The 24,578-nt window shown below is 73.0% G+C and carries 19 protein-coding genes; 9 read left to right on the forward strand and 10 right to left on the reverse strand.

The features are described 5' to 3' along the window. Positions 1-168: 168 nt before the first annotated feature. Entirely contained in the window at positions 169-5,049 is a 4,881-nt protein-coding gene (locus ACQP1P_RS06585; protein WP_433084102.1) for an NAD-glutamate dehydrogenase, read from the forward strand. A gap of 162 nt (positions 5,050-5,211) precedes the next feature. Here ACQP1P_RS06585 and ACQP1P_RS06590 read toward each other — a convergent pair whose 3' ends face one another. Then, positions 5,212-6,663 carry a glycoside hydrolase family 3 protein gene (locus ACQP1P_RS06590; protein ID WP_433084104.1) on the reverse strand — a complete coding sequence of 484 codons (1,452 nt, stop codon included), beginning with the start codon at positions 6,661-6,663 and terminating at the stop codon, positions 5,212-5,214. 197 nt (positions 6,664-6,860) lie between these two features. Here ACQP1P_RS06590 and ACQP1P_RS06595 point away from each other — a divergent pair, with 197 nt between their 5' ends. Further along, complete coding sequence (locus ACQP1P_RS06595) at positions 6,861-8,033, forward strand: ROK family transcriptional regulator (RefSeq protein ID WP_433084106.1); 1,173 nt, start codon at positions 6,861-6,863, stop codon at positions 8,031-8,033. Between the two features lie 30 nt (positions 8,034-8,063). On the opposite strand, the gene ACQP1P_RS06600 is transcribed toward ACQP1P_RS06595, so the two are convergent. Both ACQP1P_RS06600 and ACQP1P_RS06605 read right to left on the reverse strand, forming a co-directional pair. Then, the gene (locus ACQP1P_RS06600; protein WP_433084108.1) at positions 8,064-9,047 is read right to left on the reverse strand and encodes an ABC transporter permease subunit; all 984 of its coding nucleotides are present in this window, start codon (positions 9,045-9,047) and stop codon (positions 8,064-8,066) included. 85 nt (positions 9,048-9,132) lie between these two features. Continuing rightward, entirely contained in the window at positions 9,133-10,101 is a 969-nt protein-coding gene (locus ACQP1P_RS06605) for an ATP-binding cassette domain-containing protein (RefSeq protein ID WP_433084110.1), read from the reverse strand. Positions 10,102-10,180: 79 nt separating this feature from the next. On the opposite strand from ACQP1P_RS06605, the gene ACQP1P_RS06610 reads away from it, so the two are divergent. Further along, positions 10,181-10,966 carry an ABC transporter ATP-binding protein gene (locus ACQP1P_RS06610; RefSeq protein WP_433084112.1) on the forward strand — a complete coding sequence of 262 codons (786 nt, stop codon included), beginning with the start codon at positions 10,181-10,183 and terminating at the stop codon, positions 10,964-10,966. A gap of 250 nt (positions 10,967-11,216) precedes the next feature. Here ACQP1P_RS06610 and ACQP1P_RS06615 read toward each other — a convergent pair whose 3' ends face one another. Then, on the reverse strand, positions 11,217-11,990 hold the full coding sequence (locus ACQP1P_RS06615; RefSeq protein WP_433084114.1) for an enoyl-CoA hydratase/isomerase family protein: 774 nt from the start codon (positions 11,988-11,990) through the stop codon (positions 11,217-11,219). 64 nt (positions 11,991-12,054) lie between these two features. On the opposite strand from ACQP1P_RS06615, the gene ACQP1P_RS06620 reads away from it, so the two are divergent. From ACQP1P_RS06620 to ACQP1P_RS06635, 4 genes are all read left to right on the forward strand, one after another. Continuing rightward, positions 12,055-12,525, forward strand: a complete 471-nt coding sequence (locus tag ACQP1P_RS06620; RefSeq protein ID WP_433084116.1) for a DUF6232 family protein — start codon at positions 12,055-12,057, stop codon at positions 12,523-12,525. Positions 12,526-12,535: 10 nt separating this feature from the next. Next, the gene (locus ACQP1P_RS06625) at positions 12,536-14,275 is read left to right on the forward strand and encodes an Hsp70 family protein (RefSeq protein ID WP_433084118.1); all 1,740 of its coding nucleotides are present in this window, start codon (positions 12,536-12,538) and stop codon (positions 14,273-14,275) included. A gap of 105 nt (positions 14,276-14,380) precedes the next feature. Continuing rightward, positions 14,381-16,213 (forward strand): Hsp70 family protein, encoded by a 1,833-nt coding sequence (locus ACQP1P_RS06630; protein WP_433084120.1) that lies wholly within the window; start codon positions 14,381-14,383, stop codon positions 16,211-16,213. A 25-nt stretch (positions 16,214-16,238) separates the two neighbouring features. Next, on the forward strand, positions 16,239-17,861 hold the full coding sequence (locus ACQP1P_RS06635; protein WP_433084121.1) for an acetolactate synthase: 1,623 nt from the start codon (positions 16,239-16,241) through the stop codon (positions 17,859-17,861). 3 nt (positions 17,862-17,864) lie between these two features. Here the strand turns inward: ACQP1P_RS06635 and ACQP1P_RS06640 are convergent, their stop codons facing one another. From ACQP1P_RS06640 to ACQP1P_RS06650, 3 genes are read right to left on the reverse strand one after another with little or no spacing between them, the layout of a single operon-like run. Then, positions 17,865-18,545, reverse strand: a complete 681-nt coding sequence (locus tag ACQP1P_RS06640) for a phosphonatase-like hydrolase (RefSeq protein ID WP_433084123.1) — start codon at positions 18,543-18,545, stop codon at positions 17,865-17,867. 51 nt (positions 18,546-18,596) lie between these two features. Next, positions 18,597-20,114: a phospholipase D family protein gene (locus ACQP1P_RS06645; RefSeq protein WP_433084125.1), complete on the reverse strand. Its 1,518-nt coding sequence runs from the start codon at positions 20,112-20,114 to the stop codon at positions 18,597-18,599. Further along, the gene (locus tag ACQP1P_RS06650; protein ID WP_433084127.1) at positions 20,111-21,571 is read right to left on the reverse strand and encodes a phosphatase PAP2 family protein; all 1,461 of its coding nucleotides are present in this window, start codon (positions 21,569-21,571) and stop codon (positions 20,111-20,113) included. The genes ACQP1P_RS06645 and ACQP1P_RS06650 overlap by 4 nt, the downstream gene beginning before the upstream one ends. A gap of 66 nt (positions 21,572-21,637) precedes the next feature. Between ACQP1P_RS06650 and ACQP1P_RS06655 the strand changes: the two genes are divergently transcribed. After that, positions 21,638-22,420 carry a DUF1206 domain-containing protein gene (locus tag ACQP1P_RS06655; protein ID WP_433084129.1) on the forward strand — a complete coding sequence of 261 codons (783 nt, stop codon included), beginning with the start codon at positions 21,638-21,640 and terminating at the stop codon, positions 22,418-22,420. Then, a complete protein-coding gene (locus ACQP1P_RS06660; protein WP_433084131.1) occupies positions 22,417-23,301 on the forward strand; it encodes a diacylglycerol/lipid kinase family protein in 885 nt (294 codons plus the stop codon). Before ACQP1P_RS06655 ends, ACQP1P_RS06660 begins: the two co-directional genes overlap by 4 nt. Before the next feature lie 10 nt (positions 23,302-23,311). Here ACQP1P_RS06660 and ACQP1P_RS06665 read toward each other — a convergent pair whose 3' ends face one another. From ACQP1P_RS06665 to ACQP1P_RS06675, 3 genes are read right to left on the reverse strand one after another with little or no spacing between them, the layout of a single operon-like run. Further along, entirely contained in the window at positions 23,312-23,671 is a 360-nt protein-coding gene (locus ACQP1P_RS06665; RefSeq protein ID WP_433084133.1) for a PLDc N-terminal domain-containing protein, read from the reverse strand. 27 nt (positions 23,672-23,698) lie between these two features. Next, positions 23,699-23,992, reverse strand: coding sequence for a DUF202 domain-containing protein (locus ACQP1P_RS06670; RefSeq protein WP_433084135.1), 294 nt, complete (start codon positions 23,990-23,992; stop codon positions 23,699-23,701). Then, positions 23,989-24,354, reverse strand: coding sequence for a YidH family protein (locus tag ACQP1P_RS06675; protein ID WP_433089867.1), 366 nt, complete (start codon positions 24,352-24,354; stop codon positions 23,989-23,991). Before ACQP1P_RS06675 ends, ACQP1P_RS06670 begins: the two co-directional genes overlap by 4 nt. Between the last annotated feature and the right edge of the window lie 224 nt (positions 24,355-24,578).

Below are 24,578 nucleotides of genomic sequence, written 5' to 3' on the forward strand. Positions count from 1 at the left end.
AGCTCGGTTCTGCACGCCCCAAGATCGCACAAGCGGGACAATTCAGTACGCCGAGCCCCGCGTGATCGGGTACACGACGATGGTGAACCGGACTGAGGCGAACCTCCCGCAGAGTCTTAGGCTGAGGGCGGACAACCCACAACGACGTGGGCGAGGGGAGAACAACCGATGAATCGGCCTGGGGCGACCCCGGTGAAGGACGACACGCGGGACTTAGGCGCCGCGCGAAATGCCGACGCGATCGAAGACGACGAGCTGGAGCAGTCAGTGCCCAACGCGGAGCACCTGGTCGCGGAGGCGGTGGTGCTGGCCACCGCGCGGGATGCCGATCCCGAGCTGGTCGGGGCCTACTGGCGCCTGGTTCCCGATGAGGAGCTGGCCGCCTGCAACGTCGCCAAGATGGTCGACGCCACCCGGTCCCACCGGGAGCTCGCGCAGCAGCGCGTGCCCGGCGAGCTCAAGCTCCGCCTGGGGCTGAGCGTCACCGGCGGCACCGCGGTGGAGATCGTCACCGACGACATGCCGTTCCTGGTCGACTCGGTCACCAGCGCGCTGTCGTCGCGCAACATCGACGTCAACCTGCTCGTGCACCCGCTCGTCGTGGTGCGCCGCGCCCCGCTGGGCGCCCTGGAGGACGTCCGCGTCGGGGTCGAGCCCGAGGACGCGATCGCCGGCGACATCGTCGAGAGCTGGATCCGCATCGAGGTCGACCGCATCCGCGACGAGGCGGAGCTGGAGGAGTTGCGCACCGACCTGGCCCGCGTGCTCAACGACGTGCGCGAGGCGGTCGAGGACTGGCCGAAGATGCGCACCCAGGCGCTCGCGCTGGCCGACGAGCTCGGCTCCGCGCAGCTGCCCGTGCCGGACAAGGACATCACGGACTCGGTCGAGCTGCTGCGCTGGCTCGTCGACGACCATTTCACGTTCCTGGGCTTCCGGCAGTACAGGCTGATCCGCGGCGAGAACGGCGAGGAGCTGCTGCAGGCGGTCCTGGGCAGCGGCCTGGGCATCCTGCGCGGGGACCGCGTCCAGCCGCGGGTGCTGTCGTCGATGACCGCGGAGGCCTACGCCAAGGCCCTGGAGAAGCGGCTGCTCATCATCACGAAGGCGAACTCCCGCGCCACCGTGCACCGCTCGGCCTACCTGGACTACATCGGCTTCAAGATGTTCGACGCCGACGGCAACGTGACCGGCGAGCGGCGCTTCCTCGGGCTGTTCTCCTCGGCGGCGTACCGCACCAGCGTCCGCGACCTCCCCGTCGTCAAGCGCAAGGTCGCCGAGGTGGTCGAGCGCTCCGGCCTGTCGCCGCGCTCGCACTCGGGCAAGGACCTGATGGAGACGCTGGAGACCTACCCGCGCGACGAGCTGTTCCAGATCGGCACCGACGAGCTCTACAAGGCCGTCATGGGCGTGCTGCGCCTGGCCGGCCGCCGCCAGCTGCGGGTGTTCCTGCGCCGCGACGCCTACGGCCGGTTCATCTCGTGCCTGGTCTATCTGCCCCGCGACCGGTTCACCACCGCGAACCGGCTGCGCATCCAGCAGATCCTGCTCGCCGAGCTCAACGGTGTCGGGGTGGACTACACCACCCGGGTGAGCGAGTCCAAGTTCGCCCGCGTGCACTTCATCGTGCGCACCGAGCCCGGCAACCCGCCCGGCTGGGTCGACGTCGACGACCTCACCGAGCGGCTCTCCGAGGCGACCCGGCTGTGGGACGACGACTTCCGGCTGGTGCTGGAGCGCAAGCTCAACGACGAGCACCAGGCCAAGGTGCTGTACCAGCGCTACGGCGGGGCGATCTCGGACACCTACAAGGACGAGCACACGCCCTACGAGGCGGTCAAGGACGTCGCCAAGCTGGAGCTGCTCGACGAGCCGGGCCAGCTCGTCATGCACGTGTACCGCCGGCGCCAGGACGAAAGCGACATCCGCTTCAAGGTCTTCCGCTACGGCGAGCCCATGGTGCTCTCGGCCGTGCTGCCGGTGCTGCACTCCCTCGGGGTGCGGGTCACCGACGAGCGGCCCTACGAGGTGGTGCGTTCCGACGGGACGATCTACCTGTACGACTTCGGGCTGCAGCTGCCGCCCGACTCCCGCGCCATCGCCGAGGTGCGGCCCCACCTGGAGAACGCGTTCTCGGCCACCTGGCGGGGTGAGGCCGAGGTCGACAACTTCAACAGCCTGGTGCTCAAGGCCGGGCTGACCTGGCGCGAGGTCGTGGTGCTGCGGGCCTACGCGAAGTACCTGCGCCAGGCCGGCACCGTGTTCTCCCAGGACTACATGGAGACGACCCTGCTGGCGTACCCGGCCGTCGCCTCCAAGCTCGTCGCGCTCTTCGCCGCCCGGTTCGACCCGCGGCTGCAGCTGTCCGAGGCGACCCGCTCGGTGCAGTCCAAGGAGCTCGTCGCCGCGATCAACGCCGACCTCGACGAGGTGACCAGTCTCGATCAGGATCGGATTCTGCGTTCGTTCCTGCATCTGATCCAGGCGACGTTGCGGACGTCGTTCTTCCAGCGTGGGGATGGTGGGCGGCCGAAGTCGTACACGGCGTTCAAGTTGGATCCGCAGTCGATTCCGGATCTGCCGGCGCCGCGGCCGCGGTTCGAGATTTTTGTGTATTCGCCGCGGTTCGAGGGTGTGCATCTGCGGTTCGGTTCGGTCGCGCGGGGTGGTCTGCGGTGGTCGGATCGGCGGGAGGATTTCCGGACGGAGATTCTCGGGTTGGTGAAGGCGCAGATGGTGAAGAACGCGGTGATCGTGCCGACGGGGGCCAAGGGCGGGTTCGTGCTGAAGCAGAATCCGGGTGACCGTGATGAGGCGGTGGCGTGCTATCAGTTGTTCATCTCGGCGTTGCTGGATGTGACGGACAATCTTGACGGTGGCAAGGTGGTGTCGCCGCCGGATGTGGTGCGTCATGATCCGGATGATCCGTATCTGGTGGTAGCGGCGGACAAGGGGACGGCGACGTTCTCGGACATCGCGAACGAGATTTCGGTGCGGTACGGGTTCTGGTTGGGTGATGCGTTCGCGTCGGGTGGGTCGGCGGGTTATGACCACAAGAGGATGGGGATCACGGCGCGGGGTGCTTGGGAGTCGGTGAAGCGGCACTTCCGTGAGCTGGGTGTGGACACGCAGGCGAGCGAGTTCACGGTGGTGGGTGTCGGTGACATGTCCGGCGACGTGTTCGGCAACGGGATGCTGCTGTCGCCGTTCATCCGGCTGGTGGCCGCGTTCGACCACCGGCACATCTTCATCGACCCGTCCCCGGACGCGGCGACCTCCTACGCCGAGCGGCGGCGCATGTTCGACCTGCCCCGCTCCTCGTGGGACGACTACGACCGATCGCTGCTGTCCGAGGGCGGCGGCATCTACCCGCGCACGGCCAAGTCGGTCAACCTCTCCGAGGAGGCCCGGGCGGTGCTGGGCATCACGGCCACCGGGCCGCTCGCCCCGAACGAGGTCATGCACGCGATCCTCGCCGCGCCCGTCGACCTGTTCTGGAACGGCGGCATCGGCACCTACGTCAAGGCCACCGCGGAGTCCCACGGCGACGTCGGTGACAAGGCCAACGACTACGTGCGGGTCAACGGCCGGGAGCTGCGCGCGAAGGTCGTCGGCGAGGGGGGCAACCTGGGCCTGACCCAGCGGGGGCGCATCGAGTACGCGCTCAACGGCGGCCGCATCGCGACGGACTTCATCGACAACTCGGCCGGTGTCGACTGCTCCGACCACGAGGTCAACATCAAGATCCTGCTCGACCGCGCGGTCGCCGCGGGCGAGCTGGATGCGGCCGAGCGCAACCCGCTGCTGGCCGAGATGACCGACGAGGTCGGGGAGCTGGTCCTGCGCGACAACTACGACCAGGCCACGGCGCTGGGCAACGCACGGGCGCAGTCGCGTTCGCTGCTGCCCGTGCACAAGCGGCTCATCGCCGACCTGGAGCGGCGCGGGCAGCTCGACCGGGCCCTGGAGGGGCTGCCGAGCGACGAGCTGCTCGACGAGCGGGCCGCCACCGGGGTCGGGCTCACCTCGCCCGAGTTCGCGGTGCTGCTGTCGTACGTGAAGATCGTGCTGGAGCACGAGATCCTCGACTCCGACCTGCCCGACGAGGCGTGGACCGACGAGGTCCTGGTCGAGTACTTCCCGACGCCGCTGCGGGAGCGGTTCGCCGGGGCGATGGCCGAGCACCCGCTGCGCCGCGAGATCGTCACCACCGCGGTCGTCAACGAGGCCGTGAACCGGGGCGGTACGTCGTTCTTCCACCGCGCCTCCGAGGAGACCGGCGCCGGGGCCGCGGACGTGCTGCGCGCCTCGGTCGTGGTCAACGAGGTGTACGGGCTGTCGGAGCTGCGCCGCGCCGTCGAGTCCCTCGACAACAAGATCCCGACGAAGTCGCAGACCGCCGTCTACCTGGAGATGCGGCGGCTGCTCGACCGGGCGGTGCGCTGGCTGGTCTCCAACCGGCGGCTCCCGATCGACGTGCCCGCCGAGATCGCCCGGCTGAAGCCCGGCATCGCCCGGCTGCTGCCGCAGCTGGACACGCTGTTCCGGGGCCGGGAGCGCGACGCGCTGCACGCCAACACCGAGGGGCTGCGGGAGCTGGGGCTGCCCGAGGAGATCGCGGACAGCACGACGCGGATCATGTACGGCTTCGGCCTGCTCGACATCGTCGAGGTCGCCTCCACGACGGACCGCGACGTGAACGAGGTCGCGACGGTCTACTACCTGCTCTCCGAGCGCTTCCGGGTCGACGATCTGCTGTCGCGGATCTCGGCGCTGCCGCGCGAGGACCGGTGGCAGACGCTCGCCCGGATGGCGTTGCGCTACGACCTGTACGCCGCGCTGGCCGCCCTCACCGCGGAGGTGCTCAACGGCACCACGCCGGAGGCGGACCCGGAGGAGCGGGTGCACGAGTGGGAGCAGAGCAACGCGACCTCGATCGCGCGCACGCGCAACGCGATCGGCGAGTTCGGGGAGTCGCCCGGAGACCTGGCGGCGCTGTCGGTGCTGCTGCGCCAGATCCGTACGCTGGTGCGGGCCTCAGCCGCGTAGCGGCTGTCGTCCTTGGCACCACGGACACGGCTAGGGCGGTCCCTTTCGGCCGAAGGCCCTCCAGGGACCGCCCTTTTGTCTGGCGGGAGCAACGGTGCGCAGGTGACGCGGACCCGAGCAAAGAAGCTCGTGGCTCTTGGTCTTGGCTCTTGGGCCGCGCTGTTATGCGGCCAGGCCGAGCGTCTCCGCGGCGGCGCGGCCGTTGGCGTGGCTCGCGCCCCAGGTCGTGATGAACGCCTTCGCGCCGCTCGGGCGCCACGACGACGGCCAGCCCATCTCGACCACGGTCACCGCGTGGGTCTGCGCCAGCGTCTCCACCAGCGCGCGGGCGCCCGGGAGGCGGTGCACGTTGCGGCCGACCACCACGATCGGGCGGGCGCCCGCGCGGGCGCGCAGCTCGGCCGGGTCCGCCTGGGCGGCCACGACGCGCAGCTGCTCGGTGCCGTTGACGTGCGGGCCGAGGCCCCACGGCACGCGGCCGGCGGCGATCGACGACTCGGACTCGAGCTGGACGATCAGCGGCGCGGTCGCGCGGTCGTGGGTGCCCTCGATCCGCACGGCGCTCAGGGCCGCGGGGTAGCCCAGGCCCGGCTCCTCGCGGTCGGTGCGGTCGCCGCTGCGCGTCCACGCGCTCAGGTCGGCCACGCGCGCCACGGCCTCCTCGAGGCGGGCGAGCGGCAGGCGCCCGTCGCGCACGGCCGCGACGATCTCGTCCGCGCAGGCCCGCGTGATCTGCTCGTCGATGTCGGCGCCGATGCAGAGCAGGTCGGCGCCCGCGGCCAGGGCCAGCACCGCGCCCTCGGGGATGCCGCCGGCGTAGCGGGCCGCGCCGAGCATCTCCAGCGCGTCGGTCACCACGACGCCGGTGAAGCCCAGCTCGCCGCGCAGCAGGTCGACCAGCACCGCGCGGCTGAAGGTCGCGGGGGCGTCGCCGGTGAGCGCGGGGACGCGGATGTGCGCGGACATGATCGACTTGGCGCCGGCCTCGATCGCCGCGACGAACGGCGGCAGCTCGCGGCCGCGCAGCAGGGCCGGGTCGATGTCCACGGTCGGCAGCTCGCGGTGCGAGTCGGCGAGCGTCGCGCCGTGGCCGGGGAAGTGCTTGGCGCACGCGGCGACGCCCGCGCCCTGCAGGCCGAGCACCGCGGCGGCGGTGTGCGTGGCGACGGCGATCGGGTCGGCGCCGAAGCTGCGGGTGCCGATGATCGGGTTGTCGTCGGCGGTGTTGACGTCCACGGTGGGCGCGAGGTTGAGGTTGATGCCGAGGGTCTCGAGCTCGGCGCCGATGGTGCGGTACACCCTGCGGGTGACGGCGGGGTCGCCGAGGGCGCCCAGCGCGGCGTTGCCCGGGTAGGGGCTGCCGGCCCGGTGCGCCAGGCGGGTGACGTCGCCGCCCTCCTCGTCGATGGCGAGGAGCACGCCGTCGCGCACGGCGTGCAGGCTCGCGGTCAGCTTCGCGAGCTGGTCGCGTTCGACGATGTTGAAGCCGAAGAGCAGGTGTCCGGCCATCCCCTCGGCGAGGAGGTCCAGGGCCCACGCCGGGGCCTCCTCCCCGCGGAAGGCGCCCAGCAGCGTGCCCATGGCCAGCCGGTGGAGTCCGGGATCGGTCGACACGTTGGTTCCCCCCTCAGCGCGGGCGCGGGTGCGGCGCGGGCGCCGCACACTCGTTCCGGTGCGCTATCCACGATCGTAAGAGCTTTCTGACCGGTTGTGCGTAGGCCGAGTGGTGGGTCCGGCCGTACGCTCTCCGAATAGGTTGCTTGTGGCACGCTAATAGGAAAGTTTCCTAAATACTAGGGGTCTTCGTCACGATGAGTTCCGCCCGACTGCCCGGCACGCCTCGCCTGCTGCGCGCCCTCAACGATCGTGCCGCCCTCGAGCTGCTGCTGAGCCGAGGCCCCCTCACCCGGGCGCAGCTCGGCGAGCTGACCGGGCTGTCCAAGGTCACCGCGTCGCAGCTGGTCGAGCGGCTGGAGGAGCGCGGCCTCGTGGCCCGCGTCGGCGAGCAGGCCGGCGGGCGGGGGCCGAACGCCCAGATGTACGCCGTGGTGCCCTCCACCGCGTTCGTCGTCGGCGTCGACGCCGGCCCCGCGCACGTGGTCGCCGGCGTGGCGGACATCACGGGCAACATCGTCGGGCGCACCGACGTGGCCATCGGCGACGGCGACGACCCGGTCAAGGTCGTGCACGCCGCCGTCGTGGAGGCGGCCTCGGCCGCGAGCGCGCCGATCGACCGCATCCGGCGGATCGTGCTCGGCACGCCCGGCCTCGTCGACCCCGGCAGCGGCGAGATCACGTTCGCCTGGGATCTCCCGCGCTGGCACCGCGGCCTGCTCACCGCCCTGCGCGAGGACCTCGGCCGCCCCGTCATGTTCGAGAACGACGTGAACCTGGCCGCGATCGCCGAGCAGCACTCGGGCGCGGCGGTCGGGGCGCGGGACTTCGTGCTCGTCTGGCTGGACCGCGGCGTCGGCACCGCGGTCGTGCTCGGCGGGCGCCTGCACCGCGGCTCGGCCGGGGCCGCGGGCGAGATCGGATACCTGCCGGTCGCCGGCACCCAGATCAGCCGCGACGTGTCCCGGCGCTCGAAGAACGGCTTCCGCACCCTGGTTGACGCGGCGGCGGTGCGCTCGATCGCCAAGACCCACGGGTTCAAGTCGGCGGGGGCGGCGGAGGCGGTCCGGGCGGCCATCGCCGCCGGCACCGCGGGCAGCCCGTTCCTCGACGAGCTGGCGCGGCGCATCTCGCTCGGCGTCGCCTCGGTAGGCCTCGTGCTGGACCCGGAGCTCGTCGTCCTCGCGGGCGACGTGGGGCAGGCCGGCGGGGCGGATCTGGCGCAGCGGGTGCAGCACGAGGTCGCCGCGATCGCCGTGGTCTCACCGCGCGTGGTGGCGACCGAGGTGTCCTCGGAGCCGGTGCTGCACGGCGCGATCCTGACGGGGCTGGACGCGGTGCGCGAGGAGGTCTTCGGCTCGACGGCGTGAACGTTTCACGCCGTCGAGCCGGTCGGGCGTTCAGCGGGCGTCGCGGCGGCGCATGGAGAGGAAGGCCGCGGCGGCCACCGCGGCCACCACCGCCGCGATCACCAGGCCGCCCGTCTGCCACGTCGCCTTGAAGGTCGACCGGGCCACGCTCGCGGTGGTGCCCGCGTCGGGCAGGACGCCCAGGCTCAGCCAGGCGCGGGCGTAGCTCGACAGGCGGTACGGCTCCGCGTAGTCGGTGGTCTCGACCACGGTGAAGACGAGGGTGCTGCCGAACTCCCACAGCAGCAGGTACGCGATGCCGGCGCCGAGGGCGGCGGACGTGTGCCGGCCGATCGAGGCGACCGAGAAGCCCAGCGCGGTGCCGGCCATGGCGACGAACACCACGCGCAGGCCGGTGAGCAGCAGCGAGCCGAACTCGGGCGCGCTCATCCGGCTCACGTTCTCCTCGCCCGGGGCGAGGGCCAGGAAGGCGGCCGTCCACAGCCCGAGGTACACGACCGACATGAGGGCGACGCCGGAGACGACGGCCAGCAGCTTCGCCCCCAGCACGGTGCCGCGCCGGGGCGCCCACAGCAGCAGGCCGGCCATCCCGCCGGAGCTCCACTCGACGCCCACGAACGAGGCGCCCAGCACGAATCCGGCGAGGGCGAACAGCACGGCGGCGCCGTAGTACAGCGACGGCCACTGGCGGTGGAACGAGAACCCGTAGTCCAGCAGCGAGTCGGCGGTCGGGCGCGGGCCGTAGTCGCACGCCTTCGGCAGGTCCTCGCCCGGCTCGGCCGGCTCCAGCCCGCTCTGCACGCGCCCGCAGTGCTCGGTGCGCTGGTCCCACAGCTGCGCCAGCGGGCCGGCGCGCTCCGCGGCGGCCGCCTGCTCGGCCGCGGTCGGGCTGCTGCCGGTGAGGGTGAAGCCGAACGTGAGGAACGCCAGCAGCGTGCCGACCAGCACCGCGGTGACGAGGGTGATGCGCCGGGCGAACAGCCGCGACCACTCCGCGGCGAACAGGTGCTTCATGCCGACACCTCCGCTTCGCTGCCGCGCCGGCCCGCATCCGGCCCGCATTGCTGATGAGCGGGCACTCCGCCGCGCTGCGTACCGCTCATGCCGGCCGCTCCTCAGGGGTCCACTCGGAGTCGTCGACGGGCCGGAAGGAGCCGCGGGAGCCGCCGCCCGTGATGGTCAGGAACGCGTCCTCCAGCTGCGCGACCGGGGACAGCTCGCGCACCCACATGTTGTGGACGCCCAGCGTGTACGACACCCAGGCCGGCTCCGCCAGGTCGTGCACGACGAGGTGGTCGCCGGTGACGCTCACGTCCGCGCCCGCCTCGGCCAGGATCTCGGCGGCGCGCTCGTGGTCGTCGACGCGCACACGGTACGAGCCCTTGTCCGCGACCGCGAGGACCTCGGAGACCGGGCCGGCGGCGACCGTACGGCCGCGGGAGATGATCGTGACGGAGTCGCAGATCTGGGCGATCTCGGCCAGGATGTGACTGGAGATGACGACCGTCTTGCCCTGCTCCGCGTGGCCGCGCAGCAGGTCCCGCATCTCGCGCACGCCCGCGGGGTCGAGCCCGTTGTTGGGCTCGTCGAGGATGAGCAGGTCCGGGTTCTTCAGCAGCGCCGACGCGACCGCGAGGCGCTGGCGCATGCCGAGGGAGTAGGACCGCACCATGTCCTCGGAGCGATCGGAGAGCCCGACCTGGTCGAGGACGACCCCCACCCGCTGCTTCGGCACCCCGCCGGCCTTCGCCAGCAGGGAGAGGGTCTTGTAGCCCGTCAAGTTGCCGAAGAACGCCGGCGCCTCGACGATCGCGCCGACCCGCGCCGCCATCTCGGCCTGGAACCGCGGCACGGGTTCGCCGAAGATGCGCATGTGCCCGCCGTCGGCGCGCAGGAGCCCGAGCAGCGTCTTGAGCGTCGTGGACTTGCCCGAGCCGTTCGGTCCCAGGAACCCGTGGATCTGTCCCGGTTCGACCAGCATGTCAAGCTTGTCGAGAGCGGCGCGCGGCCGGCCGAACACGCTCTGATACGTCTTGACCAGACCGTCGATTTCCAGTGCGGGTGTCATCGGAGCGCAGAATACGGCCTTCGTCACGTCGGCGTGGCCCCGCCAGTCGTCGATATGTGCGGCGTGGTTGGATTGGCACGTGTCAGATGACCTTGTCATCGCCGTCGACGATGCGACGGTCACCCGCAACGGCAACCATCTCATCCGATCGGTGAGCTGGCAGGTCGAGCTGGACGAGCGCTGGGTGATCCTCGGCCCGAACGGGGCCGGCAAGACCACGCTGCTCAACCTCGCCGGCGCGCGGATGCACCCGTCGAGCGGCACCGTCACCGTGCTGGGCGAACAGCTGGGCCGGACGAACATCGCCGAGCTCAAGACCCGCCTCGGCTTCTCCTCCAACGCCCTGCGCCTGCCCTTCGAGGAGACCGCGCGCGACGTGGTCCTGACCGCGTCGTGGGCCGTGGTCGGGCGCTACCGCGAGGCGTACGACCGCATGGACGAGGGCCGCGCCCTGGCCCTGCTCGACCAGCTCGGCGTCGCGGCGCTCGCCGACCGCGTCTACGGCACCCTGTCGGAGGGTGAGCGCAAGCGGGTCCAAATCGCCAGGGCCCTCATGACGGATCCGGAGCTGCTGCTGCTGGACGAGCCGTCGGCCGGCCTGGACCTGGGCGCCCGGGAGGATCTGGTGCGCCGCTTGGCCGATCTGGCGGCCGACCCCGACGCTCCCGCCATCGTGCTGGTCACCCACCACGTGGAGGAGATCCCACCCGGCTTCACCCACGCGATGCTGATGCGCGAGGGCGGCGTGGTGGCGCAGGGCCTGCTGCACGACACAATCACGGCCGACAACCTGTCGAAGGCGTTCGGCATGCCGCTGAAGCTCACGACGGTGGACGGCCGCTTCCACGCCCAGTCCGAGGCGTAGCGCGCCCGCCGCCGCGTCTGCGCGCCGGCGTGGGCGCCCTCACGTCCGCGCCGCGCCTTCCCGTGCCGTAGCGTCCGCGCCTCGCCGCGGTCGCTCCTGGGTCGTGTCCGGTGGACACGGACGGCGTCCGCCCATGCCGATCACCGGATGGTGACCGGGCGCCGCGGGTCGTCATCCGGCAATCCGGATCGGGGGACGGCACGGGGGCGCCGGCCCCGTCGGAGTCGCGGCGCCCCCGTGCGGCCAAGGCTCAGCGGCCCCGGAAGGACGGCTTGCGCTTCTCCACGAAGGCGGTCATGCCCTCGGCCTTGTCCTCGGTCGCGAACAACCCCGCGAACAGCTGGCTCTCCCAGGCCAGGCCCGAGGCGAGGTCCATCTCCAGGCCCCCGTCCACCGCCTGCTTCGCGGCGCGCAGGGCCAGGGCCGGGCCGTTCACGTAGGGGCGGACGAGGGCGAGGGCGGCCTCGTAGACGTCGGCGCGCGGTACGACGCGATCGACCAGGCCCATCGCCAGCGCCTCGGGGGCGGGGACGAAGCGGCCCGACATGATCAGGTCCTTGGCCCGGGCGGGGCCGACGAGGCGGGCCAGGCGCTGGGTGCCGCCGGCGCCGGGGATGATGCCCAGGGTGATCTCGGGCTGGCCCAGCTGGGCGTCCTCGGCGGCGACGCGCCAGTCGGCGGTCAGGGCCAGCTCGCAGCCGCCGCCCAGGGCGTAGCCGGTGATCGCGGCCACGACCGGCTTCGGGATGCGCGCCACGGCGTCGAAGGCGGAGCTCAGCGCGACCGCGCGGGCGGACATCTCGGCGTAGCCCATGCCGGCCATCTCCTTGATGTCCGCGCCGGCCGCGAAGACCTTCTCGCCGCCGTAGATGACCACCGCGCGCACGTCGTCGCGTGCGGTCGCCTCCTGGGCGGCCGCGCGCAGCTGCTCCTGCACGGCGATGTTCAGGGCGTTCATCGGCGGGCGGTCGAGCCGGATGGTGCCGATGCCGTCCGCGGCCTCGAGCCTGACCAAAGAAGTCACCTTGTGTCTCCTCAACGTCGTTGTCGTTGCCCGGAGCGTATTCGCCTGTACCGTCTGAGGTGCCATGGCCACCACGTACTACCGCGACAACGTGGTGCACATCAGCTCCGGCGGTGTGCGCGTCGCTGAAGCCTGGTATCCCCTCGACACGCTCACCTACATCTGGCACGAGCGCACGGGCCGGCTGCGGCACGGGGCGTACATGATCGGCACCCGCGGCGGCGCCGTGCTCCTCGTCATCGGGCTGCTGGTCGCGGCCGCGATGGCGGCTCGGCGGATCGACTTTCGCGGGGAGCAGCGCACGATGTACATCGCCGGCGGCATCCTCGCCGTGATCGTCATCGGCGGCGTGGTCGCGTTCTGCCTGGAGGGGCTGCTCGACCTGCTCGACCGCGCCCACGACCACGGCAAGGGCGTGCACGAGATCTGGGTGCGCACCACCGACGGGGACTCGATGATCTACTCGACCACCGACGCCCCCAAATTCGGGCAGATCTATCGAGCGCTCCAGCGGGCGGTCGAGCAGTCCGCCTAGACTGCGCGGCATGGTGGCGCTCGGCGTGGACTTCGGCACGTCGCACACGGTGGCGGTGGCCCGCTGGCCCGACGGCCGCACGCGCCCGCTGCTGTTCGACGGCTCGCCGCTGCTGCCCTCCGCCGTGACGCTCGAGGAGCAGGGGCTGGTCGTGGGCCGCGACGCGGTGCACGCCGCCCGCCGCGCGCCCGAGCGGTTCGAGCCGAACCCGAAGCGCCGCATCGACGACGGGACGGTGCTGCTGGGCGAGCAGGCGGTCGCGGTGGCCGAGATGATGACCGCGGTGTTCCGGCGGGTGCTGGCCGAGTTCGTCCGCACCACCGGCGGGGCGCCCGGCGCGGTGACCGTCACCCACCCGGCCGGCTGGGCCTCGACGCGGCGCGCGACGCTGCACGAGGCGGTGCGCCGGGCCGGGCTGGCCGGGGCCGTGCTGGTGCCCGAGCCGGTCGCCGCGGCCACCTACTTCGTGAGCGTCCTGAAGCACATGGTTCCCGTGGGTTCGGGCGTCGTCGTGTACGACCTCGGCGCGGGCACGTTCGACGGCAGCGTGGTCGCCAGGACCGCGGCCGGCTTCGACGTGCGGGCCGTGGGCGGACGCGACGACCTGGGCGGCCTCGACTTCGACGAGCTCGTCGTCGGGCTCGTGAGCCGGGCCCTCCCCGCGGACGACCGGGCCCGGGTGACCGCCGACCCGCGCGCGAGCCGGCGGCTGCGCGCCGAGGCGCGGGAGGCCAAGGAGCGGCTGTCGCGGGCCGCGTCGGCGACGGTCATGGTGCCGGTGCTCGACGTGGACGTACCGGTGACGCGGGAAGAGTTCGAACACGCCGCCCGGCCGCTGGTGGAGCGCTCGGTCGGCTCGCTCGCCGAGACGCTGCGCCTGTCGCGGCTCGCCGCGGACCGGGTCGCGGGCATCTTCCTCGTCGGCGGCGGGAGCCAGATGCCCCTGGTCGCGACCGAGCTGCACCGCGAGTTCGGGCGGGCGCCGGTGACTATCGAGCAGCCGGAGATGGTGGTCGCCGAGGGCGCCGTGCTGGTCGGCCGGGCGGTGCGCACCACGAAGACCGGCGAGGTCGTGCCGGAGCAGGCGCCGCGCTCCGAGCCGCTGGCGCTGCCGGTCTCACCCGCGACGCCACCCGGCCGTCCGATCAGCCCCACACCCGCCAGCCCGGTGAGCCCGGTGCCGGTGAGCCCGGTGCCGACAAGCCCGATGCCGCCGCGGTACACGGTCCCGCCGCGCCCCGTCCACCTGCCGCCGCCCCCACCGCAGATCGTGTACTACCCCGTGGCCCCGATCCCGATCCCCAAGGGCCCGTGGTCGATCCGCTGGCCGGCGGCGTTCATGACGACCTACGGCATCCTGCTCTACCTGCTCACCGGCCTGCTCCTGCTCGCCGCCGGGCTGCCGCAGCTCCTGCGCGACAACCCGCCGCCGGAGTGGGACGAGGCGCGCATCGACCAGCTCACCACCGACGCCCTGCAGTGGGCGGGCATCTGCGCGGTCGCGGCCACGCTGCTGCTCAACGGTGCCATGCGGGCGCGGCGGCCGGCGAGCGGGCATCACTGGTACCCCCTCGCGCTCTGCCTCGTCGTGGCCGTCGGCAACGCGGCGCTGACCTCGCCCGGCGGCGGCGCCTGGACCCTCGTGCCCGCGGTGGTGTTCGGCCTGTCGACGGCGATGCTCCTGCTGCCCGCGTCGAGGCGCTGGACGCGGCGCCCCCCGAAGGCGGGCCGGGCCGTGAGCGCGCCCTGAAACGCCGGGTGCGGCCGCCCGGAGCTCCAGGCGCGCCCGAAGGCGGCTGCCCTGAAGCCGACCGACAGGCAGGCCGGGTCGTGAGCGCGGCCTAGACTTCACGGCATGCCTACGCCAGGGATCCGGCTCGGGGTCGACTTCGGCACCTCGAACACCGTCGCCGTCGTGCGGTGGCCGGACGGGCGCTCCCGGCCCCTCATCTTCGACGGGTCGCCGCTGCTGCCCTCGGCCGTCTACGCCGAGCCCGGCGGCGCGATCATCGTCGGCCGCGACGCCGTGCACAGCGCGCGCCTGGAGCCGGCCCGCTTCGAGCCGAACCCGAAGCGACGCATCGACGACGGCACGGTGCTGCTCGGCGACCGCGAGGTGCCGGTCCAGGAGCTCATCGCGGCCGTCCTGCGCCGGGTCCGGGACGAGTGGGTGCGCACCGTCGGCGACGTCGTGCCGGAGGCGACGGTGACGATCCCGGCGTCCTGGGGCGCGACCCGCCGCCTCGCGATCGCCGACGCCGCCGAGGCCGCGGGCCTGGGCCGGGTGCGCCTGGTGCCCGAGCCGGTCGCGGCGGCCGCCTACTTCACCCAGGTCCTCGGCCACGACGTGAAGGTCGGCTCGGTCGTGGTCGTGCACGACTTCGGGGCCGGCACGTTCGACGCCAGCGTGGTCGCGCGCACCGCGGACGGCTTCGAGGCGCTCGCGGTCGACGGCCGCGACGACATCGGCGGCATCGACGTGGACAACGCCGTCGTCAAGCACATCGGCACCATCTGCGAGCCGCGCGCGCCGCAGGAGTGGTCGCGGCTCATGAGCCCGCAGACCGTCGAGGACCGCCGGCACCGCCGCCTGCTGTGGGACGACGCGCGGGTGGCGAAGGAGCGGCTCTCCCGCCAGCCCGCGTCGGACCTCACGATTCCGCTGCTCAACTTCGACGTGCACCTGACGCGGGAGGAGCTCGAGACCCTCGCGCGGCCGATGATCGAGCAGACCGTGCGCGTGACCCAGGGCGTGATGCGCTGGGCCCAGCTCAGCGAGGGCTCGGTCGCGGGCGTGTTCCTGGTCGGCGGCTCCAGCCGGATGCCGCTCGTGGCCACGCTGCTGCACCGCATGCTCGGCACCGCGCCGACCGCGATCGAGCAGCCGGAGCTCGTGGTGGCCGAGGGCAGCATGCTCACCGGCTCCAAGTCGACCCAGCCGAGCGCGCAGCCCGCCCCGGGCCCGTCGACGGGCGTGCTGCCGCAGGTGCCGGGCTTCCCGTGGGAGCGGCCGGCGCAGCAGGCGGCGCAGCCGCCGGTCTCGGCCCCGCCGGTCTCGGCCCCGCCGGTCTCCACGCCGCCGGCGTTCTCGATGCCGCCCCCGAGCCGGTTCGGCACCCCGGTCTCGGCCCCGCCCGCCCAGAGCCCGATGTGGCCGGACCTGCCACCCGTCGCCCCGGTCTCCGCACCGCCGCCGGTCTCCGCACCGCCGCCGGTCTCCGCACCGCCGCCGGTCTCCGCGTCGCCCCAGGTCTCGGCGCCGCCCCAGGTCTCCGCGCCGCCCCCGGTGTCGTCGCCCCCGGTGTCGTCGCCGCCGGTCTCGGCGCCGCCGAACCGGCCCGTGAACGCCGGGCGCGTCTACGGCTCCGGCGGCGGCGTCCCCGAGTCGGTGACGCGCTACGACGAATACGGCCGCGCCTTCCGCAACGAGACGCCCCAGCGGCAACCACAGCAGCCACCGAGGCCCCAGCCCCAGCCTCAGCCGCAACCCCAGCGCGTCGCCGAGCACGCGCACGTGTACTCCGGCGGCAAGCCGCGCCGCGGCCCGGCCGCCCGGTTCTTCCGCGTGCTGTTCGTGGTCGTGCTGCTCGTCACCGTTCCGCTGGTCGCCGGCGTGATCTCGTACTACCTGACGACCGACCACCTGCCGCCGCTGCTGCGGGAGTGGTTCGACTCGAACCCCTCGTAGCGGCGAACGTGAGTAGGATTCGCGCATGACGACGATCGACGGGCACGGCGGGGACCTCGCGCTGGCGGCGCTGCGCGGCTTCGGGGTCAACGAGATGTTCACCCTCTCCGGCGGCCACGTCTTCCCGCTGTACGACGCGGCGAAGCGGGCCGGCGTGCGCGTCGTCGACGTGCGCCACGAGCAGTCCGCGGTCTTCGCGGCCGAGGCGGTCGCGAAGCTGCAGCGGCGGCCGGGCCTGGCCGTGCTCACCGCCGGCCCCGGCGTCACGAACGGCGTCTCCGGCCTGACCAGCGCCATGTTCAACGGCGCGCCCGTGGTCGTGCTCGGCGGCCGCGCGCCGCAATTCCGCTGGGGCTCGGGCAGCCTGCAGGAGATGGACCACCTGCCGATCGTCCAGGCGGTCACGAAGCACGCGGAGACCATCTTCTCCACCGACGAGGTCTACGCGCGGATGCGCGCGGCCGCGCTCACCGCGCTCACCCCGCACCGGGGGCCGGTCTTCGTCGACCTGCCGCTCGAGGTGGTCTTCTCCACCGCGGACGGCATCCAGGAACAGGATCCGGCGGTCGTACCGTCCGATGAGCCCGACCCCGACGAGGTCCACCGCGCCGTGAGCCTGCTGGCCGCGGCCGAGCGCCCGGTCATCGTCGCGGGATCGGACGTGTGGGCCGGCGACGCCACCGCGGCGCTGCGCGAGGCCGCCGAGGCGCTGCGGATTCCGGTCTTCGCCAACGGCATGGGCCGCGGCTCCCTGCCGCCCGGGCACCCCCTGGCGTTCGCGCGGGCGCGCAAGCCCGCGTTCGGCGGCGCGGACGTGGTCGCGGTCATCGGCACCCCGCTGGACTTCCGGCTGAACTTCGGCGACTTCGGCGGGGCCCAGGTCGTGCACGTCACCGACGCGCCCTCGCAGCGGGCCGCGCACGTCACCCCGGCCGCGGCGCCCACGGGCGATCTGCGCCTGGTGCTGTCGGCCTTCGCGGCGTACGGCGGCCTGGTGGCGGACCACGAGGAGTGGATCGCGACCCTGCGCGCCGCGGAGAACGCGGCCCGGGGGCGCGAGACCGAGGCCCTGGAGGCCGACACCGACCCGATCAAGCCCAGCCGCGTCTACGGCGAGCTGCGCAAGGTGCTGGCCGAGGACGCGGTGACCATCGGCGACGGCGGGGACTTCGTCTCCTACGCGGGCAAGTACCTCGAGCCCGCGCGGCCCGGCACCTGGCTGGACCCGGGGCCGTACGGCTGCCTCGGCACCGGCATGGGCTACGCGATGGGGGCGCGGGTGACCTACCCGGACCGGCAGATCTGCGTGCTCATGGGCGACGGGGCGGCCGGCTTCTCGCTCATGGACGTCGAGACGCTCGTGCGCCACCGGCTCCCGGTCGTGATCGTGGTCGGCAACAACGGCATCTGGGGGCTGGAGAAGCACCCGATGCGCCAGATCTACGGCTACGACCTCGCGGCCGACCTGCAGCCGGGGCTGCGCTACGACGACGTGGTGAAGGCGCTCGGGGGCGCCGGGGAGACGGTCGAGAAGCCCGGGGATCTCGCCGGGGCGCTCGCACGCGCGTTCTCCGCCGGGGTGCCCTATCTCGTGAACGTCCTGACGGACCCCGAGGACGCCTACCCGCGTTCGTCGAACCTCGCGTAGCCGCTACTCCAGCCCCAGCAACCGGGGCAGGGAGCCGATCGAGCCGATGACCTCGTGCGCGCCGGCGGCCTGCAGCGCCTGCCGGTCGCCGGCCCCGGTGAGCACGCCCACGAGCAGGCCCGCGCCCGCGCGCCGGCCGGCGATGAGGTCCAGGGGCGTGTCGCCGACGACCACCATGCGGCGCACGTCCTCGACCCCGAGCTTGAGCGCCGAGACGAGCATGAAGTCGGGGAAGGGGCGGCCGCGGCCGGCGTCGGCGGGGGAGAGCACCAGGTCGACCTGGCCCCACCACCCGAGCGCGTCGATGATCGCCTCCTGGGTGGCCCGGGCGAAGCCGGTGGTCAGCGCCACCTTGACGCCGTTGGCGCGCAGCGTCTTGATCGCCTCGATGGCGCCCGGGATCGGCAGCACGGCGCCCTCGTCGACGAGCAGCCCGTACGCCTCCTCGAACGTCTCGTTGGCGGCCTGGGCCCGCTCCTCGTCCCCGTCGAGCAGGAGGCGGAACACCTCGATCCGGCTCTGCCCCATCGTCTTGCGCACGACGGCGAGCATGCGCTCGTGCTGGGGAGTGCCGGGAGCGACGCCCTCCCCGGCGAAGGCCACCGTGAAGGCCTGCTCGACCAGGCCGTCATCACGCACCGTAGTGCCTGCCATGTCGATGCAGGCGAGTTGCCACGCGGTCATCACGCGATGGGAGCACGGCGAAGAGGCCGGAGAGTGAACGGCACAAAACCGTCAGAAGGCACCCGCCCGCCGCATGCCGTGCGGGCGCCCGTCGGGGTCGTGCACGAAGCGGTAGAGCACCCCGGACCACTGCCGGGTCCACCAGGTCAGGTGCGGTGCCTCGTAGCGCTGCACGCGCCCGCGCGGCCGGGGGCCCGGGCGGCCATCGGCGTACCAGCGCTCCAGCTCCGTGGCCGCGCGCTCGAAGGCGCCGACGAACGTCTCGTGGTCATCGTCGTCGATGTCGATGCCGAGGTGCTCGCGGGCCAGCCGCCGGCGCAGTGACCGTGCGTACCGCCCGGTGGGGTCGGCGACCGCGCACGTCAGCTCGGAGTCGTGGGTCCACGAGCGCAGCGAGACGTTGTCGGAGCCGATGGTCGCCCAGGCGTCGTCGACGATGCACACCTTGGCGTGCACGTAGATCGGCGTGCCGTCGGCGTTCTCGGGGCTGAACACGTGCACGCGGTCGCCGCCGGCCTCGTCGAGCATCGCGAGGGCGCGCTCGCGGCCGTACAGCTGCGGGGTCTTGCCGATCTTGCCCGGGGCGTCGGGCTGGCGGGGCACGACGGCGACGAGGTGCAGCCCCGGCGTGGCGCGTAGCGCGTCGGCGAAGCACTCGGCGACCTGGGGCGACCACAGGTACTGGTCCTCGATGTAGATCAGGTGCCGCGCCCGCGCGACGGCCTTGCGGTATCCGCGGGCCACGCTGCGCTCGCCGTCAGGGGCGAACGGGTACGCGCCCGAGCGCATGTGCGGGTACGTTCGCAGCAGCTGCACGCTGAGATCCCCGGCCGGCGGCGGGTCCGGCAACTGCTCCGGCAGGGGGTCGGCGTGCGTGTCCTCGTGGTAGAACCGGTCGTGCAGGCGGAAGAAGGGGTTGCGCGACAGCGGGGTCGGATCGGTCCAGCGCTCCCGGAACGTCGCCTCGACCTGCCCCACCGCCGGCCCGCGCAGCTCGACCTGCGCGTCGTGCCAGGGCGGGCGGGGGCCGTACACCGGCGCCATCGAGATCGCCTGCGGATCGCCCTCGTGCTCGTGGGAGTCGCCCCGGCTGTGGCACAGGTCGATCCCGCCCACGAACGCGACGTCGCGCTCGGGGCGGCCCGGGTGGCGCAGGACCACGAACTTCTGGTGGTGCGAGCCGCCCGCGCGGACGCGCATGTCGCGCAGGCACTCGCCGCCCGCCGCCTCGATCTCCTCGCCGAGGTGCTGGTTCTCCTCCTCGTTGAACTGCAGCCGGTCGAAGTGCGAGCGCCACATCAGGCCCTTGACGATCACGCCGCGCTCGGCCGCCTCGCACAGCACCCGGGACACCTCGGTGCCGTCGCCGTCGAGGCGCTGGTCGGGGTCGCCGCGCCAGTCGGTGAACAGGATCAGGTCGCCGCGGCGGGTGCCGCGGATGGCGGGCAGGAGGGCGTCGTAGTACTCGCGGCCGTCGATGAGCGGGCGCACCGCGTTGCCGTCGGTCCACGGGGCCAGGCCGGTGTGCGGGTTGCCGCGCTCCTCGGCACTCAAGAACCACTCGCTCATGCGACCTCCGCTTCGCTGCGGACCGCCCCTGACGCGACCGCCTCGGCCGGCTCCCGCTCCGGCTCCCGCTCCGGCTTCCGCTCGGGTGCCGGCTCCGTCTCGAGGTCGTGGTTGGGCCGCAGCAGCCACCACACGGCGGTGACCCAGAGCCCGGCGAGCAGGCAGCTGCCCAGGATGTCGGTGGGGTGGTGCATGCCGCGGTACATCCGCGACACCGCCACCCACAGCGGCATGAGCACCGCCGCGACCACGAACAGCCAGCGCCACCACGCGCGGGTGCGCGGCAGGACGAGCACGGCCGCGGTGGCCCAGATGCAGATCGTCGCCGCGACGTGCCCGGACGGGTAGCTGGAGGTGGGCATCGGCCCGTCCATGTTCTCCACGTCCGGGCGCGCCCGCCCGACGATCGCGGCCGAGCCCAGGAACAGGCTCAGCTCGCCGAACATGACGGTGACCAGGAAGATCACGGGGCGCCAGCGGCGGACGACGGCGAGCGCGAGGGCGCCGATGACCAGGCCGATGGCGAGGATCGCGTGGGTGTTGCCGACCTCGCTGCCGACGATCGTGACGTGGCCGAGCATGTCCCCGCGATGCCCGGCGAACCAGTGCGGGATCGTGCGGTCGCCCAGGATGTTGCCGTTGCCGTCGCGGTAGTGCGCGAGCGGGATGCCGAGGGCGACCAGCGCCCCGAACGTCAGCACCCACGCCACGCCGAGCCCGGCGAGCACCCAGGCGCGCCCGTGCCCGGCCCGCTCCGGCTCGTGCGGGTGCTGCTCGGTCGGGCGGAGGTCGTCGGCGGCCTCGGGCTCGAGGCCCTCGGCCAGCGGGACGGTGACGCTCTTGCCGCGCTCGTACCGCCACAGCTCGAACGCGGCCGCGCAGAGCCCGACCCACGCCAAGCCCAGCGACCAGCCGCCCAGCACGTCGGACACGAAGTGCACGCCGAGCGCGAGCCGGCTGAAGCCGATCAGGACCACGACCGCGCTGATGGCGATGATCACCGGGCGGCGCCACCTGGGCCTGAGCGCGGGGAGGAAGACCAGCAGCAGCGCGGCGTAGCAGATGAACGAGTTCAGCGAGTGCCCGCTGGGGAAGCTGTTGCCGCCCCCGTGCGCGACGGGCTGCTCGACCACCGGCCGCAGGCGGCCCACGGCGTGCTTGAGCACCGGGTCGAGCACGAGCCCGCCGAGCGCGGTGGCCAGCAGGAAGCCGGTCAGGCGGTATCGGCGGCGCACCAGCAGTACCGTGGCGGCAATGACGATCAGCCAGGAGAGCACGCCGAAGCTGCCCAGCCGGCTGATCCCGCCCATCAGTTGCACCAGGAACGCGCTCGGCGCGACCTGGGCGTTGAGCCCGTCGGCGACCCCGCGGTCCACGGACTCCAGGGGCAGCCAGCGCACGCGTACGGCGATCACCAGCAGGCTGAACAGCAGGGCCGCGACGCCGAAGCTCGTCATTCTGATCAGAGTCGCCTTGTCACGTCTCACGTTTGCCAACATGCCCAGGATGGGGATTGGCAGAACATGACGAACAACGATCTCCTGAAGTACCTGACGAGGGTCGGGTTCATCGGCTACGGGCTGCTGCACCTCGCCCTCGCCTGGGTCGCCGCGCAGATCGCGTTCGGTCAGGGCGGGCAGGAGGGTGACCAGTCCGGCGCTTTCCAGAAGCTCGCCGAGCAGCCCTTCGGTGAGGTGCTGCTGTGGTTCGTGATCGTCTGCCTCGTGGCCCTCGCGGTGTGGCAGGTCATCCTGGCCGTCTGGGGACACCGCGACAGCCACGGCAAGGAGCGCGTCTTCGAGCGCGTCTCCTCCGGCGCCCGGGTGGTCATCTATGGCGCCCTGGCGTGGACGGCGGGCAAGGTGGTCCTCGGCGCGCCCGCGTCCAGCGCCAACCAGCAGCAGCAGGCGGCCGCCGGGATCATGGCCAAGCCCGCGGGGGCGTGGCTGGTCGGGCTGGCCGGGCTCGTCGTGCTCGGGTTCGGCATCGGGATGATCTGGTACGGCCTCAAGCGCAAGTTCGCCAAGAAGCTGCACCTCGCCGGGGCCCACGGGAACCAGGCGGCCACCCGCGCGGGGCAGATCGGCTACGCGGCCAAAGGTGTCGCCTTCGGCATCGTGGGGTACCTGCTCATCGACGCGGCGGTCACCAACGACCCCGGCAAGTCGCGCGGCCTCGACGCGGCCCTGCACACCCTCGCCGGGCAGCCGTTCGGCAAGTTCCTGCTCCTCGCCGTCGCGCTCGGCGTGGCCGCGTTCGGCGTCTACTGCTTCTTCCAGGCCAAGTACCGCAAGGTCGGCTCATGAGCGTCCGCTCGGCGGTGGTGATCAACCCGTCGAAGGTCCTCGACCTCGACGAGCGCCGCCGTGAGCTGTGCGGGGCGCTCGCCGACGCCGGCTGGCCCGAGCCGCTGTGGCTGGAGACGACGCCCGAGGACCCCGGCTGCGGCATGGCCCGCGAGGCCGCGGCGGCCGGGGTGGAGGTCGTGCTCGTGTGCGGCGGCGACGGCACCGTGATGGCGGTCGCCGGGGAGCTGGCCGGCACCGACGTCGCCATCGCGCTCGTGCCCTCCGGCACCGGCAACCTGCTCGCCACCAACCTCGGCATCCCGCGCGACGTCGCCGATGCGGTCGCGGTCGCCATCACCGGCACGCGGCGCCGCATCGACGTGGGGGAGGTCGAGGGCGTGGGCGTGTTCGCCGTGATGGCGGGCATGGGCTTCGACGCGGCGATGGTCGGCGACACGCCCGACACGGCCAAGGCGCGCTTCGGCTGGGCCGCCTACGTCGCGACCGGGCTGCGCAATCTCACCCGCCACCGGGCCTCGGTGCGCATCCGCCTCGACGGCGGGCGCTGGCTGCACCGGCGGGCCACCAGCGTGCTCGTCGCCAACGTCGGAAGGCTGCAGGGCGGGCTGCCGCTGCTGCCCGACGCCGAGCCGGACGACGGCTGCCTGGACGTCGCGGTGCTGACGCCCCGCCACGTGGGGGACTGGGTGCGGCTGGCGGGTGGCGTACTGCTCCGGCGCGGCCCGGCCACCCACGGGCTGGAGACGTTCCGGGCGCGATCCGTCGAGATCCACGCGGCGCGGGACGAGCCGCGGGAGCTCGACGGGGACGTGATCGCGCCCGCGCGGCGGCTGGCCGCACGTGTCCGGCCCGGCGCGCTGGTCGTCTGCGTGCCGTGAGCCATCCGGGCTAGGCGCCCGGATTGTCGTCCTCGCGGCGTTTCAGGTCTTCCTCCCACCGGCGCAGCAGCTCGGCGTCCTTGCGCGACTGGGCCGTGTCGATGCCGCGCAGGAAGTCGGGGTCGTCGTCGGGGGCGGTCACCTTCTTGCGGGGCCGCCCGCCCGCGACCACGCCCGCGCGTTGTTCCAGCGACACCGGGCGCCCGGCGAAGAACCACGCCACGGGGCCGACGACCGGCACGAGCAGGATCACGAGCACCCAGACGGGCCGGGGCAGCCCGCGGATGTCCCCGCGCTCCGAGGAGAGGCAGTCGATCAGCGCGTACAGCGTCACGACCAGCACGATCAAGAAGGGCAGTGCGCGTCCCATGGCGCCATCATGACTCAGCAACGGGGGTCATGACACCAGCAAGAGGGTGCCCATCACGCAGTACAGCAGGATGAGCGCGACCATCCACGGCAGCTCCCGCCCGATCGGGGTGGCGACCGACCGCATCCGGCGCAGCGCGAGCGCCACGGCGGCGGCCCAGAGCAGCCCGACGGCGGCGAGGGCGCACGCGGCCGCCAGATCTCGCAGGTGTACCGCGGCCAGCCGGGCGAGCAGCAGCGCGACCGCCGTCACCGAGACCAGCGTCCGCCGCCACGACAGCTGGGTGCGCTCGAGCTGCGCGCCCGGCGGCGTCTCGCTCACAGCAGCGTGGCGAACAGCAGCGCGGCCGCGCCCGCGGTGACCACGAGCGCGAGGATCGCCGGGAAGCGCGAGGGCGGCAGCGCCTCCCCCTTGCGCATCGCCTTCTCGCTGCGGGCCCAGTGGTCGACCGCCCGGATCGCGACGAGGCCCCCGAGCGCGAGCAGCGAGACCGAGATCACGATGCGCAGGCGGTGCTCGGGCAGGAACTGCGCGACCGCGAGCCCGCCGCCGATCAGCGCCAGCGCGGTGCGCATCCAGGCCAGGAACGTGCGCTCGTTCGCCAGCGAGAAGCGGTAGTCGGGGGTGGTGCCCACCGAGCGGACCTCGTCCGGGTCGAACCAGGATCGGATCGCCGACCACATGGACATGGCTCGTCAGTCCCCCTCACTGTGGTCGCCCGGTGCTCCGCACGACGCTCGCCGGCTGCGTGCTCACAAGGTACGTCCTGTGCTGACCGCCGTCGCCGTCATGATCGGTGTGGGATTCCTCGCGGGGACCTCGTCCACGGGGGCACTGCGCGCGCGGCGTGCTTCGACGACCTCGATCCGGGCGGCCCACAACCTGGACGCGTCGGCCGGCGGCCGCG

Source organism: Dactylosporangium sp. CA-052675, from assembly GCF_050947935.1.
Taxonomy (GTDB): domain Bacteria; phylum Actinomycetota; class Actinomycetes; order Mycobacteriales; family Micromonosporaceae; genus Dactylosporangium.